The organism is Sphingobacterium lactis (genome assembly GCF_051951495.1).
Taxonomy (GTDB): Bacteria; Bacteroidota; Bacteroidia; order Sphingobacteriales; family Sphingobacteriaceae; genus Sphingobacterium; species Sphingobacterium lactis_A.
Genome location: NZ_JBNHAS010000003.1, coordinates 296,431 through 316,045, shown reverse-complemented (window position 1 = coordinate 316,045; position 19,615 = coordinate 296,431). Strand labels below are relative to the sequence as shown.

The 19,615-nt window shown below is 40.2% G+C and carries 14 protein-coding genes; 5 read left to right on the top strand and 9 right to left on the bottom strand.

What is annotated here, in order from left to right; translation table 11 throughout:
* Nucleotides 1-210: 210 nt before the first annotated feature.
* Together ctlX and ACP6L2_RS13370 are read right to left on the bottom strand one after the other, a co-directional pair.
* Nucleotides 211-1,128 carry a citrulline utilization hydrolase CtlX gene (ctlX, locus tag ACP6L2_RS13375; RefSeq protein WP_440509849.1) on the bottom strand — a complete coding sequence of 306 codons (918 nt, stop codon included), beginning with the start codon at nucleotides 1,126-1,128 and terminating at the stop codon, nucleotides 211-213.
* 1 nt (nucleotide 1,129) lies between these two features.
* Entirely contained in the window at nucleotides 1,130-2,044 is a 915-nt protein-coding gene (locus ACP6L2_RS13370) for a dimethylarginine dimethylaminohydrolase family protein (RefSeq protein ID WP_440509848.1), read from the bottom strand.
* 479 nt (nucleotides 2,045-2,523) lie between these two features.
* Between ACP6L2_RS13370 and gcvP the strand changes: the two genes are divergently transcribed.
* The 4 genes from gcvP (at nucleotide 2,524) to ACP6L2_RS13350 (ending at nucleotide 8,816) form a co-directional block, all read left to right on the top strand.
* Nucleotides 2,524-5,397 carry an aminomethyl-transferring glycine dehydrogenase gene (gene gcvP, locus ACP6L2_RS13365; RefSeq protein ID WP_344675300.1) on the top strand — a complete coding sequence of 958 codons (2,874 nt, stop codon included), beginning with the start codon at nucleotides 2,524-2,526 and terminating at the stop codon, nucleotides 5,395-5,397.
* A 164-nt stretch (nucleotides 5,398-5,561) separates the two neighbouring features.
* Nucleotides 5,562-6,317, top strand: a complete 756-nt coding sequence (locus ACP6L2_RS13360; protein ID WP_440509847.1) for a 3-keto-disaccharide hydrolase — start codon at nucleotides 5,562-5,564, stop codon at nucleotides 6,315-6,317.
* Between the two features lie 33 nt (nucleotides 6,318-6,350).
* Complete coding sequence (locus tag ACP6L2_RS13355) at nucleotides 6,351-7,169, top strand: N-acetylmuramoyl-L-alanine amidase (RefSeq protein WP_440509846.1); 819 nt, start codon at nucleotides 6,351-6,353, stop codon at nucleotides 7,167-7,169.
* Nucleotides 7,170-7,484: 315 nt separating this feature from the next.
* Nucleotides 7,485-8,816, top strand: coding sequence for a TlpA family protein disulfide reductase (locus ACP6L2_RS13350; protein WP_440509845.1), 1,332 nt, complete (start codon nucleotides 7,485-7,487; stop codon nucleotides 8,814-8,816).
* A gap of 494 nt (nucleotides 8,817-9,310) precedes the next feature.
* Here the strand turns inward: ACP6L2_RS13350 and ACP6L2_RS13345 are convergent, their stop codons facing one another.
* The 7 genes from ACP6L2_RS13345 to ACP6L2_RS13315 form a co-directional block, all read right to left on the bottom strand.
* On the bottom strand, nucleotides 9,311-10,624 hold the full coding sequence (locus ACP6L2_RS13345; protein WP_440509844.1) for a nicotinamide mononucleotide adenylyltransferase: 1,314 nt from the start codon (nucleotides 10,622-10,624) through the stop codon (nucleotides 9,311-9,313).
* A gap of 71 nt (nucleotides 10,625-10,695) precedes the next feature.
* Nucleotides 10,696-11,238: an NUDIX hydrolase gene (locus ACP6L2_RS13340; RefSeq protein ID WP_440509843.1), complete on the bottom strand. Its 543-nt coding sequence runs from the start codon at nucleotides 11,236-11,238 to the stop codon at nucleotides 10,696-10,698.
* Nucleotides 11,238-12,977: a phospho-sugar mutase gene (locus ACP6L2_RS13335; protein ID WP_440509842.1), complete on the bottom strand. Its 1,740-nt coding sequence runs from the start codon at nucleotides 12,975-12,977 to the stop codon at nucleotides 11,238-11,240. Before ACP6L2_RS13335 ends, ACP6L2_RS13340 begins: the two co-directional genes overlap by 1 nt.
* A gap of 70 nt (nucleotides 12,978-13,047) precedes the next feature.
* Nucleotides 13,048-13,695: a hypothetical protein gene (locus ACP6L2_RS13330; protein WP_440509841.1), complete on the bottom strand. Its 648-nt coding sequence runs from the start codon at nucleotides 13,693-13,695 to the stop codon at nucleotides 13,048-13,050.
* Nucleotides 13,696-13,700: 5 nt separating this feature from the next.
* A complete protein-coding gene (locus ACP6L2_RS13325; RefSeq protein WP_440509840.1) occupies nucleotides 13,701-14,573 on the bottom strand; it encodes an SDR family oxidoreductase in 873 nt (290 codons plus the stop codon).
* Between the two features lies 1 nt (nucleotide 14,574).
* On the bottom strand, nucleotides 14,575-15,342 hold the full coding sequence (locus ACP6L2_RS13320; RefSeq protein WP_440509839.1) for an enoyl-CoA hydratase/isomerase family protein: 768 nt from the start codon (nucleotides 15,340-15,342) through the stop codon (nucleotides 14,575-14,577).
* Nucleotides 15,343-15,540: 198 nt separating this feature from the next.
* Nucleotides 15,541-18,219 carry a TonB-dependent receptor plug domain-containing protein gene (locus ACP6L2_RS13315; RefSeq protein WP_440509838.1) on the bottom strand — a complete coding sequence of 893 codons (2,679 nt, stop codon included), beginning with the start codon at nucleotides 18,217-18,219 and terminating at the stop codon, nucleotides 15,541-15,543.
* Nucleotides 18,220-18,324: 105 nt separating this feature from the next.
* Here ACP6L2_RS13315 and purD point away from each other — a divergent pair, with 105 nt between their 5' ends.
* On the top strand, nucleotides 18,325-19,599 hold the full coding sequence (gene purD, locus ACP6L2_RS13310; RefSeq protein ID WP_344675312.1) for a phosphoribosylamine--glycine ligase: 1,275 nt from the start codon (nucleotides 18,325-18,327) through the stop codon (nucleotides 19,597-19,599).
* Nucleotides 19,600-19,615 lie beyond the last annotated feature (16 nt).

Below are 19,615 nucleotides of genomic sequence, written 5' to 3'. Positions count from 1 at the left end.
TTTTTATGCACTACAATAAATTTGTTCATTTAGTATAGTCTTATTTTTACGGTGTTAATTTCTCAGAAAACCTTTAGTTGTAAACTGGATTAGTTAGTTTTAATTTCATTTAACTAACTGTCTGAAAGCTTACTTTATGATTGGTAAGACTTGACGATTCAAAATAAAAATGGGCTGAAGAAATTTTTAAACTCTTCAGCCCATTCTGTTTTATTGGTAGAATACCTCGGCCATCATACATCGGGCAGAGCCACCACCATACTTCTCAATACTAAAGAGCGGGGCATGCAATAGCTGTCCATGCTTTTCTAAGGCCTTTACTTGTTCCTCTTCTAAAGATTCAAATGCTTGAGAACTCATGCAAATAAAAGGCTCACCTTCTTTATTATGAACCTCTAACATGTTGCCTGCAAATCGATGCATCTGTGCTTCTGAGATTTCAATAACATCCTTATTCGTCTCTTGAAACTTATCAATCAACATGGCTTTTTCCTCCGGACTTTTAACAGAGTCCAGACAGATCAAACAAAAATTAGTGCCCACGCACATCATCACATTGGTATGGTATATTGGCAATTGCTTTCCTTCAACATCCTGTGTTGCGTGAAATGCCATCGGAATATAGTTTTGATCTTCACAGAAGATATTCAATACCTGTATGTCCGCTCGATCTGATAAACTACAGTAGGCGATGCGGTTTACTCGATCCAACACCATAGATCCAGTTCCTTCTAAATACAATTTCTGGTCTTCGAAATAGGTATAATCCGTTAATTTATCAAAGTGTATACCTGCTTGTTCAAGCTTTCCTAAGTAGTTTAGGTTTCTTTCCCGTTGTCTGTTTTCAGCAAACATAGGGTAGAGAATCGCGTGATTCTTTCGAAAAGAAATCACGTTGTTTGGGAAGATACTATCGGGAGTATCGAACTTTCCGCTGTCTTGAACAACAATTACACGGATTCCGGCATTCTCTAGAGTTTTGACAAAGTTGTCAAACTCGGCTAGAGCAAGGTCATCAAGCCGATCTGTTTTGACTTCCTCCTCTTGAAAATAATTATTTACGGCCGTCTCTTCGTTCATACGAAATTCATAGGGCCTAACCATCATAATGGTATCTGTTGTTTGCATGTTAGCCTCTCATAAGTGGTAATGTAGAACAGCGCAATAGGCCTTCTTGTTTGCCTATTTCGTGATAAGGAATCTCCTCCACAGTAAATCCTTGCTCACGTAGCCAGTTATTTAATCGGGTAAATTGTTTCTCGGTGACTACCACATCAGGTGCAATGGAGAATACATTAGAAAACATCTGATACATCTCATCAGCAGTGATTTGAAACAGGTTTTCCAATCCGAAAAGATCCTCTAAGTATTGGTAATCCTCTTGATCTATAAAGCCCCCAGGAAAGACGATTGCCTTGTCTTTACCTACAGGTTGAAAACAACAATCTAAGTGCAATGCATTTGCACGAGGATTCGTCATTGACTTAATTAAGTTGAATTCCTTGACCTCTTTTTTGGGAAATAAGTCGCGAATAAATTCTACGCCTTTCATATTTGTTCGGGCTGTATTATAGCTGGCATAGTCATCTCCTTTATAGGTTCCGACAAAGATGTGGTCATTCCACAGTAGCACATCGCCACCTTCCATATGGATGTCCTCTGGAGCTGTAATCAACTTGTCTGCAGGGATCTCCTTAATCAAGTATTGTATGGCGTTCCATTCTTCAGCACGATCGGGAAGGATATTGGATTTGATAAACTTGTCCTCGATAACAAAACCAATATCACGGGTAAAGATCTGATTAAGATCCTCAATAATTTCTGGCCTGTAAACTTGAACAGCATAGCGTTTAAGTACATTTTCAAAGGCATTTAATTCATTTACCATATCCGCTTCTTGGGGGTAGGTCCCTTGCAGAATATGTTCTAAAGATTTGGGGTCATAAGCTTCATCAGCTTGGGGAATGGGACCGTTTCGTGTTGCAGTCCCCAGGATGACCGAATGTAGTCGGTCAGATTCATTGTTAACCTGCAGTTTGAGCATAAAATTTTAAAATTGGCTTGCGCCTAAATTAGCAAAGATTCCCATCAATCTTAAAATCCTGGAGATTATTGTAAATAATTAATGTTTAATCCTTTAATACTATTATTTCGGCATTGATGTAGGCGACTCTTCTGTAGAAAATGAAAAGAAAATGTTTAATTATTGTCTTTTTTTTAATGCAATCGTTTGAATAGAGAAGCAATACAGCTCTGTATGAATTGTTCTGTTTTCAAGGAAATAAAATTAAGAATCGCTCTTGTTGCATGATTTGCAAGTAATGTCCTGTAATGTTATTGTAAATTCAATATTATGCGCAATCGTTTGATGTGTTCATAAAAGTATTCGGAGCTAATGCGGGCATAAAATATCAGGTTAAAAAGCGTATCTTTGCACATCTAAATTCCCAAGTCAAAGAACGGGATAAATAATTTGGATAACAGCAAGTTAATCAGTTCCAAAAGTTACAACAAATACATCAAATGAGTAACGTATTTTACCAAGAGAAATTTGAGGATCGCCATAACGGTCCAAGCGCTACGCAAGTAGAAGAGATGTTAACGGTTTTAGGTGTACAGTCCTTGGACGAGTTGATCGACCAGACCGTACCTGCCCAGATTCGCAAGAAAGAAGCTTTAAAACTTCCTGCAGCATTAAGCGAAGTTGCCTATTTGGAGAAAATCGCTCAGATTGCAGAGAAAAACAAAGTCTTCAAATCTTACATCGGTCAAGGATATAATGATGTTATCCTTCCGGGTGTTATTCAGCGTAACGTATTTGAAAATCCAGGATGGTATACCCAATATACACCATACCAAGCAGAGATCGCGCAAGGTCGTCTTCAAGCATTATTGAACTTCCAAACCATGGTATCTGACTTAACCGGATTGGAAATTGCCAATGCATCCCTTTTAGATGAAGCGACGGCTGCTGCTGAAGGTATGTTCATGCTTTACAGCGCACGTAAGAATAAAGATGCGAATGTGTTTTTGGTAACTCCAAACATCTATCCGCAAACTTTAGATGTATTGCAAACAAGAGCAGTTCCTTTTGGTGTTGAAATCCGTATTGCTGATCTTACTGTAGAAAACTTGACAGATGATGTATTCGCAGCATTTGTTCAATACCCTGCAGCAGATGGATCAGTAGAAGATTATAAAGAATTCACTGCCTTCGCGCACGATAAAAACATCACCATCTGTGTGGCTACTGACATCATGTCTCTAGCTTTATTAACGCCTCCAGGAGAATGGGGAGCAGATGTTGTTGTTGGTAACTCACAACGTTTTGGTGTACCAATGGGCTTCGGTGGACCACACGCAGCATTCTTTGCTACCAAAGATGCTTACAAGCGTAATATCCCTGGTCGTATCATCGGTGTAACTTCTGATTCGAATGGTGAGTATGCTTTACGTATGGCGCTTCAAACTCGTGAGCAACACATCCGTAGAGATAAAGCATCTTCTAATATCTGTACTGCACAGGCATTATTAGCTATTATGGCTTCTTTCTACGCGGTATACCATGGTCCTAAAGGAATCGAGAAAATCGCTTCTAGAATCCATGACTTAGCGCGTTTAGCAGACAAAGCTATTCAGTCTTTAGGCTATACACAAAACAACAAAGCTTACTTTGATACCTTGCGTTTCGATGCTGGTGATCAAATCGGCACCTTGAAAGCAGAAGCCTTAAACAATGAATTAAACTTCTTCTACCAAGATAATATCGTTGGAATCTCTATTGATGAGACAACTACTTATGCGGATATCGAAACTATCGTTAAGGTATTTGCTAAGATCAAAGGCAAAACCACTAAAGATGTAGATTTAGAAGGTCTAGTAAATGAATTGGATGTGGTTATTCCAGAAGAACTTGTTCGTTCATCGGAATACTTGACTCACCCAGTTTTCAACAGCCACCACTCGGAGAGTGAGATGTTGCGTTACATCAAATCTTTAGAAGCAAAAGATCTTTCCCTTTGTCACTCGATGATTCCTTTGGGATCTTGTACGATGAAGTTGAATGCAACTACTGAAATGGTTCCTGTAACTTGGGCTCGTTTTGGTGGATTACATCCATTTGCTCCAGTAGATCAAACTACCGGATACATGCAATTGATCAATGAATTGAATGATTGGTTATGTGAAATCACAGGATTTGCGAAGATGTCTTTCCAACCGAACTCTGGTGCGCAAGGTGAATATGCTGGATTAATGGTAATCCGTGCTTACCACCAAAGCCGTGGCGATTTCAACAGAGACATCTGTCTAATCCCTGCGTCTGCACACGGTACAAACCCTGCATCTGCTTCTATGGCAGGATTGAAAGTGGTTGTAGTAAAATGTGATGAGCGTGGAAATATTGAAGTAGAGGATTTAAGAGCTAAGGCTACTGAGCATGCAGCTAACTTGAACTCCTTAATGGTGACTTATCCATCAACTCACGGTGTATTCGAAGAGCCAATCGTAGAAATTTGTAATATCATCCACGAAAACGGTGGACAAGTATATATGGACGGTGCAAACATGAACGCTCAGGTAGGATTAACCAGTCCTGGATATATCGGAGCAGACGTTTGTCACTTGAACTTACACAAAACATTCTGTATCCCTCACGGTGGTGGTGGTCCTGGTATGGGCCCAATCGGTGTGGCGGCTCACTTAGTGCCATTCTTGCCTAATCACGAGGTGATTGAAATCTCTGGCGAGGAAGGTATCTCTGCAGTTTCTGCAGCACCATTTGGTTCAGCATCGATCTTAGTTATCTCGCATGCTTATATCGCTATGATGGGGCCTAAGGGATTAACAGACGCTACTAAAACCGCGATTTTGAATGCCAACTACATCAAAGCACGCTTAGAACAACACTATCCAGTATTGTACGCAGGTGCTAATGGACGTTGTGCACACGAGATGATCTTGGATTGTCGTTCTTTCAAAAACGTAGGAATTGAGGTTGCAGATATCGCAAAACGCCTAATGGATTATGGTTTCCACGCACCTACCGTTTCTTTCCCAGTAGCTGGAACATTAATGGTAGAGCCTACGGAATCAGAATCTAAACCAGAATTGGATCGTTTCTGTGATGCATTGATCGCAATCCGCGCTGAAATTGCTGCGGTAGAATCAGGTGAAGCAGATCAAAAAGATAACGTATTGAAAAATGCACCGCATACAGCACGTGTAGTAACAGGAGATGAGTGGGATAGACCATACTCTCGTCAAACTGCTGCTTATCCGATTGAGTACTTAAGAATCAACAAATTCTGGCCTTCAGTAGGTCGTGTGAATGATTCACAAGGTGATAGAACATTAATCTGTTCTTGTCCTCCAATCGAAGCTTACGCGGAAGCATAAGTCAACATAGAACTATAGAGAATGCCCCGATAATAAACGTATCGGGGCATTTCTTTTTTAACCTTTCCTGCCTTCTAGAACTATTATCCTTTTGCCATTTTCCTGTTACCCAAGTATAAGCCTTCCAATATTTTAGTAATTTAGTAGATTAAGGACACCTAAACATGAGAAACAAGAACCTTTATCGGCTTTTAATAGGCTTATTATTGATTTTGATGGGAAGATTAGCTTATAGTCAAGATCGACTTTTTCAGTTTGGTCAGGAGAAGAGTTACGAGGAAACCTTGCTTGAAACCAAAAGCAAAGGAAAAGCCATCAACTGGATTGATGTCAACACCTCCGCTTCCACTTGGAAGGCCAAAGGCAACCTATTAATTAATAAGGGCAATCCTATTGGGGTGGTTCGCTCGGAGAAGATGTATGAGAATTTTATCCTGACAGTGGAGTGGCGCCACATGGAAAAGGGCGGGAACTCAGGAATTTTTGTATGGTCTGATGCCAAAGCAGATCCCAATACCCGCTTACCCATGGGCATGGAAGTGCAGATGTTGGAGCTCGATTGGGTAAATATTCATGTGAAAGATGGTGTGCAACAACCTATTGCTTATGTGCATGGCGAACTGTTTGGGGCAGGAGGGATGACCGCCTCTCCAGATAATGCTCGAGGCGTACGCAGCAAGTCCGTTGAGAATCGCTGTTTGGGTGTAGGGCAATGGAACCGCTATACGGTCGTTTGTATAGATGGAACGGTTAAATTAGCGGTGAACGGCAAATTTGTGAACAGCATACGTCTAGCTTCTAAACGAAAAGGCTATATCTGCTTAGAGGCAGAAGGCGCTTTAATGGAGTTTCGAAATTTACAAGTAGTTGAACTCGAACCTGGGGTAGAAAGACCGGAATTCGTTGTAGATGCCCTTTAATCCGATTATATTTGCTTACCTATATTTAACAATATGCTAAAAAATGCAATCACCTATTTGTTTATCGCTGCCTTGGCAACCTCATGCGGCGGTAAATATGCAGCAACCGAAAAGGTTTATAAACGCAAAGCAAAGGAGTACTCCACAATTTATAAGGAAGCTCCAGTAAAAAGCCAGATCGAAAAGATTGCTGCAGATAACAAAGAATGGATCGGATCGATTAACTTCGGAATGCGCAAGCCCAATTATGTTATGATTCACCATACAGCGCAGAAGTCATTGGATCAAACCGTTAAAACGTTTCATAGCGAACGGGCAGGGGTGAGTTCACACTATGTGATAGGTCGTGAAGGTAAGATCGTACAAATGGTGAATGATTACTACCGTGCGCACCATGCAGGCTTAGGGCGCTGGGGGAATGACACCGATTTAAACTCCTCTTCTATCGGAATTGAATTGGACAATAACGGTACCACAGACCCTTGGACAGATGTGCAAATCAATGCCCTTGTTCAATTGTTGACTTATTTGAAAGACACCTATAAGATTCCACAGGCAAACTTTATTGGCCACATGGACTATGCCCCAACCCGTAAGAACGATCCTTCGCGTTTCCCTTGGAAAACACTTGCAGACAAAGGATTTGGATACTGGTATGATGAGGTATTAGAAACTCCTCCGGTAGGTTTTGATCCGAAGATTGCCCTTCGAATCATCGGTTATGATGTAAAAAATCTTGATGCGGCTATCAAGGGATTTAAATATCACTATATCCAAAAAGATGTGACTTCCGCAAACCTGACAGAACAAGACCTAAAAATTCTTTATTCTATCTTTAAGAAGTTCTTATAATTAAGATAATATTTAAATGAAGGCGTTTCTTGGAGACGCCTTTATTGTTTTGGAGCATTAATAAATAGCGTTACTTTTCTCTTTTTCAACCGATGTTTTCGTTATATTAGGTTGATATTCAATATTTAACCAATTTGTCTAATGAAAATGCTTAGAAATGTTATCTACCTTCTGACTTTATTTTCCTGCTTTATTTTCTCTTTTTCCCAGGCACAAACTGCCCAATTCCATATTATTGACAAGGCGAACAAAGAAGGAAAGGGAGTTTTATTGCCTTTAGGCGTTAACCCCTTCCTTGAGCCTCTAAGACATTCAATGAAGGAAAATGCGTTCAAACTATCGGACGGTCAACTCCATCGAACTTTTGCATTAAATTCGATTGAACCATTTATGTTAATTTATGGACAATCCACGAAGTTTATTTATCTCTCTCCTGGTGATGGAATTACCCTAGAAATTTTGCGAATAAATGAAAAAGATTCCATATTGGTGACAGGAAAGGGATCAGAAAATAACCAATATCTTCCTATATCACCTTCTTATTGGAGTGGACAGGATTTTACAGAAGAAAAGAATCCGGAACCTGTTCTTCAAAAAATTGATAGTATTTATGAAAGGGATGCCAATCTTTGGAAGGTTTACCAACAAAAACATAAACCATCTAAAGCAATGAAAATCATGATGGAGAATCATTTAGCTTATACCAAAGCGAGTTTGTTTTATCGTTTTTGGGGTAATCATAAATACAATATCGGAAGAATGGAGGATTCGGAGAATATTGCAAAAAATTGGATTAATAAACGCGATAGCCTATTAGCGCTACAACCCCTTAGTAATCCTGAAGCATTGGGTAGCTTTCAATACAGAGAATTGCTTGCATATTTTATTTTAAGACATAAAGAAGAGTTGTGGGGGAATCCGTCAGATACCAATATGTATAAAACCTATTATCCAGAATTAACCATTGATGAAGCTAAAATGGAGTATAATACAGATAGTGAAAATTTGTTAAAGGAACGTATCATCAATAAATACTTTTCAGGAAAAGTAAACGAGTATGCCTATGCCCACCTTTTGATGGACATAAAAGAAAATAAGCAAACTAGCAGCGCCTTAATCATCGATCGCTTTGAAAAGAAATATCCAAATAACCAATACTTAAATATTTTTGCACCATTTATTACACAGGTCAAAGAAAATGATAATCGCCAATTTAATGATAAAATGGTTTTTGTAAAAGATGGTGAAAAATTCACTTCGTTTGATCAAGTGCTAAGTGCATATAAAGGAAAAACAGTGCTTATCGATATGTGGGGCACTTGGTGTGCACCCTGTCACCAAGAAATAGTGAAGAATTCGGGTCCGCTTAAAAAGCATTTCTTGGGTAAGGATGTGACCTTTTTGTATATCGCCAATTACGATACAGGAAAAGACGAACAACTAAAGAAATTAATAGCCTATTATAACCTAGAAGGACAACACATCAATGCCTTAGAAGGATTAACCAAGGACATTATGAGGAAGACCGGAGCTAATGGCTTCCCCTCCTACATTGTCATTAAAAAGGATGGTACTTTTAGCCTTTCAAAAGCAGGCTATCCTATGAACAGAGTTACCCTAATTAAAGAAATAGAAGACAGTTTGTAATACATGTAGAACGCTTGTATAGTGAAAGCCAGAGCCATCAAAATTCTTGATTGTTTAAGAGTTTTATGCGTATTATTTTTAGGATTTATGAAATTGCTTTACTCCCGTTTTATGATGTAGTCTCTTCGTCTTTTGTCTGTAGTCTCATCGTCTTTCATAGGGGTTTGCTAGGGGTTGGATTCGAGAACCCTTCGGATCTCCTTCGGAACTTGTTCGGATCTCCTTCGGATCTCGTTCGGTTAGAAGCGAACGAGATCCGAAAGAGATCCTTATCATATCCTTAGAAATTCCTTGAGAGTCTCGAAGCAAACTCAAGTTTAACTACCAGCTAACTCAAGTGAAACCCAAAGGAAATAGTAGGATATATTTAAAACATAGGAATAGACTATGCTAAAGAGCTAGATCAGGTTTTTACAGGTAAAAGTGGAAGTTTAGTCCGTAAAAAACCCCTTTGAGCAGTGATGGTCAAAGGGGTTCTTTTAGTTAGGCTGTTATTAAACAGTCTTCACGAATTTCTCATCGTAATCTTCGATATCCACGATATAGCAGTTTTGGATTAAGAAGTCGAATAATGGTTTTGCTTCATCAGAAACAGGCATATTCTTCGTCGTAACGATCTTATTGTTCTTTTTATCCAAGTAAGGATACGCATAGAGCTTTACGTTCTTGCTGAACATTCCAGAGATATAAGCTAACAATTCGTTCGTGTAATTCGCTTTGTTGTAGTTGTCTGTGTTGAAGATGTTTTTTAAGTTGGACACGTTGGTTGCAATACCTACGTTTTTCGGCTTAAAGGTCTGAACAAACTCCGCTAAGTGGTTATTTCTACGGAAATTGGAGACTAATATGTTGTTTCCTGTGGAACAAAGATATTCCGCTCGATGAGCAAAGTAAACCAAATCCTCATCCGTAATACTTGAGTTTTCATCCAATACATTACCCATCAGTACTTCAATTAATACGACGGTATCTTCAGGAATAGCTCCCGTATTTTTACGGAACTCCTCAACAGCTAAGTTGAATAGGTCAAAGTTTGGATTCGATTTCTGACGGTATTTGGTTCTTAGAATGATGATATTCTTTTTGTACAAATAGTCTTTGATTTGTGCAGCCTTTCCATCAGGTCTGAAGATAGCAGCGCGAGCAAATCCTTTTGCGATTAAGTATAGGTTTAAAAGACGTTCGTTCGCATTTTCGAATATTGGTCCAGATACTTTTACCAGATCAATTTCAACCGAACCTACTGAAAGGTTGTCTACCAGGGATTCGATCATAAGCTGCGGATTCTCCGCGTAATAATAAGCAGCAAACACTAAGTTAACACCCAATATGCCGAGAACCTTGGACTGAAGACGGTTGTCGCTATCCAAGAGGCGTACGTGAATGATGATGTCATTGGTTGGACCTCCTACTTCATGTTGAAAGCGGATACCAATCCATCCGTGAGGCTCATTGGTTTTCGTGAAATTTAAAGTAGTAACGGTATCAGCAAAGGCGAAGAATTTCTTAGTGGCGTATTTTTCGCCGTGAAGACGCTCTGTTAGCAATTCAAATTCATGCTTCAGCATCTTGGTGAGGCGCGTACGGCTTACGTAACGGCCATTTTCTTCTACGCCATAGATAGCATCGGAGAAAGCCATGTCATAAGCGGACATTGTCTTTGCAATGGTTCCAGAGGCAGCACCCGCTTCGAAGAAGTTACGGGCAACTTCTTGTCCCGCGCCAATCTCTGCAAAGGTTCCATAAATATCTGCATTAAGGTTAATTTTTAATGCCTTTCGCTTAGTTTCATAAATTTCTCTTGCCATGCGGCAAAGGTAAGAAAATACCGTTAAATATTGCGGAAATCAAGGTAGGGAAAGAATAAAGTTAGGCTTGCTTATAGCAGGCCTAACTTTTTAAAGGTATAAAACAAAGCCGAACTGTGTAAGGCCTGTCCGATTTTATTGTCAAATAAGAATTGCTTGGCTTCTTCTATATTCATCAAAACAACTTCGATATCCTCAGAATCATCAAGCTGTTGCTCTTGGACTTTTTTACCACCCTTTAGTAGATAGGTATAGGTAAGATTTCCTGATGTAGCCGGGTTTGCAAAAAGTTCACAAATATATTCGCAATCGTCAAATGCATATCCGGTCTCTTCTAACAATTCCCTTCGAGCGGCAACTTCCGGATCTTCTCCATCTTCCACTACACCTGCAGGCAATTCGACCATGATCGTTTGTGCCCCGTGTCGGTATTGTCGAACAAAGAGTATTTGATTGTCTTCTGTTATACCAATCATATTAACCCAGGTAGGATATTCCAATACATAATATTCCTCCTTGATATGTCCCGAAGGCATTTCCAAGCGGTCTATACGTAATGTAGCCCAAGGACGTTGAATGATGTATTTAGAATCGAGTACTTTCCACTTTTCCATTAGTCCTTAACGATATCGGCCATCATTTGTGTTACTTTATCATCCAGGCGGTTAGAAATCTGACCATAGTCGGAAGTAAAGGAAAGCGTCTCTTTTACGGAGCAATAGAATTTAATCTTAGGCTCTGTTCCCGACGGTCTTGCGGAAATAACATCCCCATCTACCGTGATAAATTGTAATACATCTGATTTTGGAAGATCGATTTTGGTCTTGGATCCAGTTTTCATATCTGTTGCTTCGCTCTGTTGGTAATCACGAACTTCCGCAACAGCAATCCCTCCCAATGATTTTGGTAAGTCAGCGCGTAAATCACTCATCATCTGTTTGATTTCATCCGCTCCTGCTTTTCCTTTTTTCGTAAGGGAAATTAATTTCTCTTTATAATAGCCGTATTCTACATAAAGTGATAACAATACATCGAATAGGGATTTACCTTCATTTTTGAAATAAGCACACATTTCAGCAATAAATGCACAAGCATTTACCGCATCTTTATCACGCACTAAATCACCAACTAAAAAGCCATAACTTTCTTCTCCACCAACTAAATATTTTTCCTTGCCCTCTAATTGGGTCATCACTTCTCCGATGAACTTAAATCCAGTTAAGGTCTCGTAATAGTTGACATCGAAACTCTTCGCGATATCGGAGAAAAGATTAGAGGTTACTATGGTTTTAACGATATAGTCGTTTGGTTTTAATGCACCAGCCGCTTTTTTACAAGAAAGTACGTAATAAGTCAACAAACTACCGATTTGGTTTCCGTTGATTAATTGGTACTCACCAGAAGGAAGTTTAATTGCTACACCTACGCGGTCAGCATCAGGGTCAGTTGCCATAATCACATCGGCATCCAGCTCCTCACCTTTTTTCATGGCGATAGACATGGCTTCTTCCTCTTCAGGGTTTGGATAAACCACCGTTGGGAAATTTCCATTGGGCTCTGCTTGTTCCTCAACTACGTGTATATTGTTGAATCCCCAAGCCTCGAGCATTTTAGGGACGATTGTAACGCCTGTTCCGTGAATTGGGGAATAGACTATCTTCAAGTCTTTCTGAGCCTTTACAGCGCCCGGATTGATGCTTAATTTCAAATTTGCCGCCACATAGATATCATCGAAATCAGCCTCAACTAATTTGATGTTCTCCGCTTTGCGTTCGAACTTGATCTCTGAAACCGATTGGATGGCATCTACTTCCTTAATAACATTTTTATCATGTGGAGCGACAAGTTGTCCTCCATCATTCCAATAAGCCTTATAGCCGTTGTATTCCTTAGGGTTATGGGATGCGGTTAACATCACCCCACCTTGACAGCCAAAGTGCCTTACAGCGAAGGAAAGCATAGGCGTAGGGCGTAATTCCTGGAATAGATATACTTGGAAATCATTAGCCGAGAAAACATCCGCTACTAGATGACCGAAAGATTGGGAATTGTTTCTACTGTCGTAGGAAACGGCAACTTTGAGCTGTTGATCAGGGAATTGTTTTTTAAGGTAATTTGCTAAACCCTGTGTGGCTTTACCGATAGTATACTTATTCATGCGGTTTGAGCCAACACCCATAATTCCACGTAAACCTCCTGTACCAAATTCCAGCTCTTTATAGAAAGAGTCTAGAAGTTCGGTTTCTTCATTTTGGTCTACTAATTTCTTAACCTCGGCAATTGTTTCCGGGTCGTACTCATTGCTTGTCCATTGTTGGATTCTTTGCTGTGTTTCTTGATCAAAATTGCTCATAAAGCGTATTGCTGTCTTTGTATTGTGATTTTCTACTTATTCGTCTTTCTTTTTATAGTCCTAATTTTCATTAGGCATCGCATGAACCATATGCTCGATCTAAGATCGTCACAAACCAACCATTCTTAAATTTCTTGACATGGAAGATCAGGGAGTTCTTTTCTTGTGCTAAAATTACACGATATGCGCCATTCTCCAAGGATTCAATTTCTTTTTTCTTTGCCTCGTCGAATTTTACATCCTCAAATTCCGCTAAGAACTTAGCGATTGTTTCCAAAGGTTTATGTGTTGTACTGGCTGTAGTATCACAAAAGAATCCGATTTTAGTCCATTTGTCTTTTCCACAATCGAATTCAGGGATAGGGGCAAAGGTCAAGACCTGATCGTTTTGAAAGGTTTCATAGGCATAGTGAGCAGGTACTGGATTTTTAAAATCTATGCTGTCCACTAGCGTATAGGTGTCTGCAACACCTGGTCGATGAATGATGGCGATTCCAGTTTCAGGATTGATTAAAGCATTGATCTTATCGTTGTCCTGACTTAGGTATGCCCTTGCAAATCGGGAAATGACTTCGGAGATTTGTTGGATTTCTTCGGGATTGTTCATGGATACCTGAGGGATACTATCTTGCTGTTGTTTATCAGATTTCTTACTGTTATTACAAGAAGCAAAAAGTAATAAACCGATGCTCAGGAAGTATAGAATGTTTTTCTTCATGCTGTTTACTTGTTGTTTTTCCGGATAGTCTGTTCGATGGCATCCCACATTTCTGGGGATACAGCTTCAAGTCCACTAAATTGACCAGCTCCTTGAAGCCATTCGCCACCATCAATGGTAATGATCTCACCATTGATATAACCTGCGAAATCAGATATCAAGAATGCAGCCAAGTTTGCGAGTTCCTGATGTTCTCCAACGCGTTTTAGGGGAACACGGTTTTTAAAATCGAATTTTGCGGCTAAATCACCTGGCAATAAGCGGTCCCAAGCACCTTTGGTAGGGAATGGTCCTGGCGCAATAGCATTGTTGCGAATGCCGTATCTGCCCCATTCTGCTGCTAAGGAACGTGTTAAAGTCAATACGCCACCTTTGGAAACTGCTGATGGTACCACATATCCTGAACCGGTGAAGGCATAGGTCGTGACTATATTCAAGACATTGGCAGCTTGTTTTTTCTCAATCCATGATTTACCAAATTCCAAGGTACAGTTTACTGTCCCTTTGAGAACGATATCGATAATGGTTGAAAAGGCATTGGCAGATAATCGCTCCGTTGGGGAGATAAAATTTCCTGCAGCATTATTTACCAATACATCCACTTGCCCAAAAGCTTCTTCTGCTTTAAGGCGCATATTTTTTACATCTTCAATATCGCGGATGTCACAAGCAACTGGTAGAACAGAGTTGCCTGTCTTTTCCGATATCTCACGTGCTGTTGCTTCCAGCACATCCAGTTTGCGACTGCTGATAACCAAGTTTGCACCTAACTCCGAAAAGTATGTGGACATGGCCTTGCCAAGTCCTGTGCCGCCACCTGTTACCACCACGGTTTTGCCTAGTAAGGCGTCTTTTTGTAATGCTCCTTGTACGGCCATGTTATGCTTTTTTAGTTAAGTTATCAATGATTGTTTGTAGGATGGCGCGTGTAGAAGGTGCCCACCATTGTTTAAGAACCTGTTCAATGGCTTCGCCTTTTGTTTCAGCTACTTGTGCCAATAGATTCTTACGGATATTAAGTTTGGAAGCTCGCCAAGCATTACGATCAAACTGCATGAATTGTTTTGCTTTGCGACCTGTTGCTGTCTGAATACGATCAAAAGGTACCACTTCGTCGATTAAACCAACCTTTAACGCTTCTGCAGGAGGTAGTAATCTGCCTTCCAAAAGGAATCGGGAAGCATTCGCACTGCCAATCCAGAAGCTATATAATTCGAATATGCTGCTAGGCACGATAATGCCTACTGGGACCTCATTTAATCCGATAATATATTCGCCTTCGGCCATGACGCGGTAGTCACAACCTAGGGCTAAAACACAGCCTCCAGCAGGACTATGCCCGGTGATGGCTGCAATGCTAGGCTTAGGGAAAGACACCAACTCTTGAATCAAGTTGATAAATCGATTCCAGAAGACACGCATTTGCTCTTCATCGTATTGAAATAAAGTTATCAGATCCAGGCCAGAAGTAAAGAAACCTTCCTTTCCTTGCAATACAATCGCCTCAATCGCTTCATCATCACGTAGTTTTTGCAAAGTTTCGGTAAGTTCATCAATCATCTCCAGGTGCATAGCGTTGGACTTGCCCCGGTCTAAAAGTATGTAGCAGATATGATCCGTAACTTGGGTTTTAATGTAATTGCTCATCCTAATTCAGTTGTTTCGTTAATCAAGGTAATTTACGGAAAAAATAAGGATTATGACAAGCTAATCCTATAATTCCACTGACGGTCTTGGGGAATACGATGGAGCTTGCTGTTCAAAATCAGTAGGCTTGGTTTTTCTGGAGTTACTTTACTTGGCATAAAAAAACCGAGGGTTTTGCTATCCCCTCGGTTTCTTTTATTATTTGACTTCAAAGTCGATTACTTTACGTATTAGGCGGCCTTCCACATCCAGTCCTTCAATGATCATTCGGTAGGTTCCGATTTCATCGGAGGTAAAGAAGTTAAAGCTCGCCTTACCATGGTCATCGGTTACAATTCCTGGTTCCCAATGTATGGTCATCCGTAGATCCTGATCAAATTGTTTGTTAGAATCTACATCATACTCTGGCTTGTAATATTCTTTCATTAGGGAAATTCCTTTAGGCTGAATAGCTAATAATCCACGAGGTTGGAAGTTTCCACGAGAAGCATCACGACCTGTTTTACTCGTGATTACAATTAAGCCATTTCCACCATAAGAACCGTAGATACTGGTATAGTTGATGTTTCTGAGTACCTCCACACTAGCCACATCCTGTGGATTTATGGTGCTTAACATATCACTCTCCACATACATTCCGTCCAAGACCACTTGCATTTCCACATTTCCACGGGTATTCATTGGCTTTCCACCTTGGAATACAACCCCCATTAATCGGCCTGCTAAACACATTTCCAATGTGGTACAAGTAGAGAGGTCATCAGCGGTGATCACTTGATCCGCATTTCCAGGACCATTTAAATTGGTGGAATTATCAGGTACTTTTGGTCTTTGAACCGTCACGACTACTTCTTCAATCTCCGTTACCTTGTCCATAAGACCCTTGCTTTCCAATTGTTGGTAAAAGCGTTTTCCGGCTAGTAATTGTTCGCGGAAACTTGCATTGACATCGTTCTGTATAAGTGGATCGTTTTTAGCCAAGTTAACATCTGCTGGGCTAGGTTTATTGTAGGTAATGTCAATGTTTTTCTTGCCCTTTTCATCTTGAGCAGATACCAAGAACTTAACGCTATCAGGGAATATTAATTTATCAAATTCAAATTCACCCTTAGCATTAGCGGTTGTATCGAGGAAATCCATAAAGTTTCTGGTGGAGATCAATTGCACCTTCGCATTTGCGGCAGGGGCTTTACGTCCTAACTTTTTCACCATACCGGTAATGCGAAGTCCTTTTTCAATAGGGTACTTCGGTGTATTATTTAAAGAGTCCAATTGTTTCCAGTCAATTTTACGCCAACCTTGGGTCAAAAGCAAGTCATCCAATTCTTGTGTTTTAACGGTTCCATCAGCATTGAAATAATAAGCCGGTTTTTCAATGAAGCCTTTTAAATCAGCATTGAGGTAAAGGCTACTTAGGATGCTAACATCATCGGAAAGATCCTTGCCATATTTTGTTAGATTAATAACCGATGCAGAAAGACTTGCTAAGGTTGCTGTGTCTGTGCCTGCAGAATTGCCCAAATCTAGCGTTAGGTTGTTGGTAACCTTGGAACGCTTGCCATACGAATCTTTGTCTTGTTTAATAGTCAATGGCATGATGCGGTTGTTGTTCAAATTGAATATCACACGCTCTACCAAGGGCAAGAAATCCTTGTTCATGATGCTAATGGTCATTACGCCCGTAGGCACCTTATCTTTTCCAATGGAAAAAAGAACATTCTTATTGGAAGCTTTTTGCTTGGCAATGTAATAGATGTTTCCCAAGTGATGAAGGACAAAATAGACCTCTTCATTATTGACTTTGTCTTGGGAGATATTTACCTGAGCAAAGATTTTTGCTGGGCTACTTTGGTTTACTGAAATCGAGTAACCACTGTTTTCAATTGCAGGAAGGTTAATGGTCTTCTGTGTGTTATCTGCAAAATGTGCCTGAACGGTATAGGTTGTCCCTTTGTTTAAATAACAAGGAACGGATGCCATACCTAGGCTATTGGTCTCTAATGTAGCCGCCGTATCGGTATTGTTAGCAAGGATATAAATCTTTGCTTTGATTCCTTTCCCTTGTGGATTGATGGCTTTAAATGCGATGCGGTTAAGCTCATCTGCTATTAAGTGACCTCCTTCTGGAAATGCTTGTATGCTGTTCTCGGAAAAGAAAGACTTGGTACTGATTGTTTTTTGAACTTTCCTTTTATCAGGATTGGTGAAGCTTAGGAAGAGTAGCTTTCCTTTGTTTTTGTCAGTTACTTTAATTTTTATACGACCTTCTTGATCGATGTCTTCTCTTCCACGATCGACTACCTTCTCGCCATCTTTAAATTCGTAGGATATTTTTGTCTTTGGCATGGCAGCACCGCTTACATTCGCCAATTGAATAACATAAAATTCCTGTCCATTCTCCGTGATGGTGGTACTTTGTGTTTCAATATTGTCTGAGCGGACATTTCCGATATTGATGACTTTTTCAAAGAAATAATCTTCATCGTTATTCCGCATCCAATTGGTATAGGCTCTTAGTCGGTAGGAGCCCTCGACAAGGCTGTCTGCTAAGGCCATCTCTCCAACTGCGACACCAGCATATAGGGCGTTGATTTTTTGATCGACAATCTTTCCCGCCGGATTGATTAACTCGATGTAGGCCACATTGGATAATACGGATAGGCGATTTTCCATCCCAATTACGCTATAAATCTTGTACCAGATCGTTTCACCAACGGCATAGACGTTGCGATCGGTCTGCATGTGTAGCTTCTCTTGTGGGTGGTTGTTCGCATATTCGTTGAGGATTTTCTGCGATTTTTCTAATTGTTGCGCTTGAGTAGTTAAAGCAGCAGTGAGTGTGATAAGTAATAGAAGGAGATTTCTCGAGCTCTTCATAATTAATTTGGCTAATTCCCTATAATATTACGAAAAAAGCAGCGAATTATAGGAAAAGAATAAATTAGAGTGCTAATTATTAAATGGCTTCAATATCTTTGCGGTATGAATATTCTGATCATCGGCTCTGGAGGTAGAGAGTCTGCCTTTGCCTATAAAATCTCGAAAAGCCCAAAACTTAATCAATTGTTTATTGCTCCGGGTAATGCTGGAACATCTCAATATGGCCAAAATGTTGCCTTAAAGGTGACAGATTTCCAAGCTATCGGCGAGTTTGTTTTGGCTAATCAGATTGAAATGGTGGTGGTAGGTCCGGAAGAGCCTTTGGTAAAAGGTATTCACGATTATTTTCTTGCAGACGAGAAACTAAAAAGTATCGCGGTAATTGGCCCTCAACAAGAAGGTGCCCAATTGGAAGGGTCTAAAGATTTTTCGAAAGAGTTTATGATTCGCCACCAAGTGCCTACAGCTGCATTCCAATCTTTTGATAAGGACTCTTTGGAAGCAGGTTTGGCTTATTTGGATACTCAGCAGCTGCCTATCGTATTGAAGGCTGATGGATTGGCTCAAGGTAAGGGCGTTTTGATTTGTGAGTCTTATGAAGATGCTAAGGCTGAATTGAAGGCGATGATCAATGATGCGAAGTTTGGTGAAGCAAGTAGTGTAGTGGTGGTTGAGGAGTTTTTGAAGGGTATTGAGCTTTCGGTATTTGTATTGACAGATGGTGAGAACTATAAAGTTTTGCCTTCAGCTAAAGATTACAAAAGAATCGGTGAGGGAGATACAGGCTTAAATACCGGTGGAATGGGTTCGGTTTCTCCAGTTCCATTTGCAGACCAGGCTTTCTTAGATAAGGTAGAACAACGCATTATCAAACCTACCGTTGATGGTTTGAAGAAAGATAATATCCCTTATAAGGGTTTTATCTTTATAGGATTGATGAATGTTGGGGGTGATCCATATGTGATTGAATACAATGTGCGTATGGGTGATCCGGAAACAGAGTCAGTATTGGTTCGTATTGAGTCGGATTTAGTGGATTTGTTAGAGGGTGTTGCGAAAGGAGATTTGGATAAGCGTTCTTATACGGTGACAGATAAAACTGCCGCTACGGTTATGATCGTTTCTGGCGGTTATCCAGGGGCTTATGAAACGGGGAAAGTGATTAGCAACATCGAGAATGTTAAGGAGTCGATCGTGTTTCATGCAGGTACGAAATCAGAGAATGGCGAGGTGTTGACAGCAGGTGGTCGTGTATTGGCAGTTACTGCATTGGAAGATGATTTGTTTTCGGCACTTCAGCAAGCGACTGCTGATGCGGGACGTATCTTTTTCCAAGGAAAATACTTCAGAACGGACATAGGATTCGATTTGATATAAAAATATCGGTTTAAAA

Bases quoted from the DNA above. Each gene is read 5' to 3' on its own strand.
- ctlX (WP_440509849.1), bottom strand. From the start codon at position 1,128: ATGCAAACAACAGATACCATTATGATGGTTAGGCCCTATGAATTTCGT.
- ACP6L2_RS13370 (WP_440509848.1), bottom strand. From the start codon at position 2,044: ATGCTCAAACTGCAGGTTAACAATGAATCTGACCGACTACATTCGGTC.
- gcvP (WP_344675300.1), top strand. From the start codon at position 2,524: ATGAGTAACGTATTTTACCAAGAGAAATTTGAGGATCGCCATAACGGT.
- ACP6L2_RS13360 (WP_440509847.1), top strand. From the start codon at position 5,562: ATGAGAAACAAGAACCTTTATCGGCTTTTAATAGGCTTATTATTGATT.
- ACP6L2_RS13355 (WP_440509846.1), top strand. From the start codon at position 6,351: ATGCTAAAAAATGCAATCACCTATTTGTTTATCGCTGCCTTGGCAACC.
- ACP6L2_RS13350 (WP_440509845.1), top strand. From the start codon at position 7,485: ATGAAGGAAAATGCGTTCAAACTATCGGACGGTCAACTCCATCGAACT.
- ACP6L2_RS13345 (WP_440509844.1), bottom strand. From the start codon at position 10,624: ATGGCAAGAGAAATTTATGAAACTAAGCGAAAGGCATTAAAAATTAAC.
- ACP6L2_RS13340 (WP_440509843.1), bottom strand. From the start codon at position 11,238: ATGGAAAAGTGGAAAGTACTCGATTCTAAATACATCATTCAACGTCCT.
- ACP6L2_RS13335 (WP_440509842.1), bottom strand. From the start codon at position 12,977: ATGAGCAATTTTGATCAAGAAACACAGCAAAGAATCCAACAATGGACA.
- ACP6L2_RS13330 (WP_440509841.1), bottom strand. From the start codon at position 13,695: ATGAAGAAAAACATTCTATACTTCCTGAGCATCGGTTTATTACTTTTT.
- ACP6L2_RS13325 (WP_440509840.1), bottom strand. From the start codon at position 14,573: ATGGCCGTACAAGGAGCATTACAAAAAGACGCCTTACTAGGCAAAACC.
- ACP6L2_RS13320 (WP_440509839.1), bottom strand. From the start codon at position 15,342: ATGAGCAATTACATTAAAACCCAAGTTACGGATCATATCTGCTACATA.
- ACP6L2_RS13315 (WP_440509838.1), bottom strand. From the start codon at position 18,219: ATGAAGAGCTCGAGAAATCTCCTTCTATTACTTATCACACTCACTGCT.
- purD (WP_344675312.1), top strand. From the start codon at position 18,325: ATGAATATTCTGATCATCGGCTCTGGAGGTAGAGAGTCTGCCTTTGCC.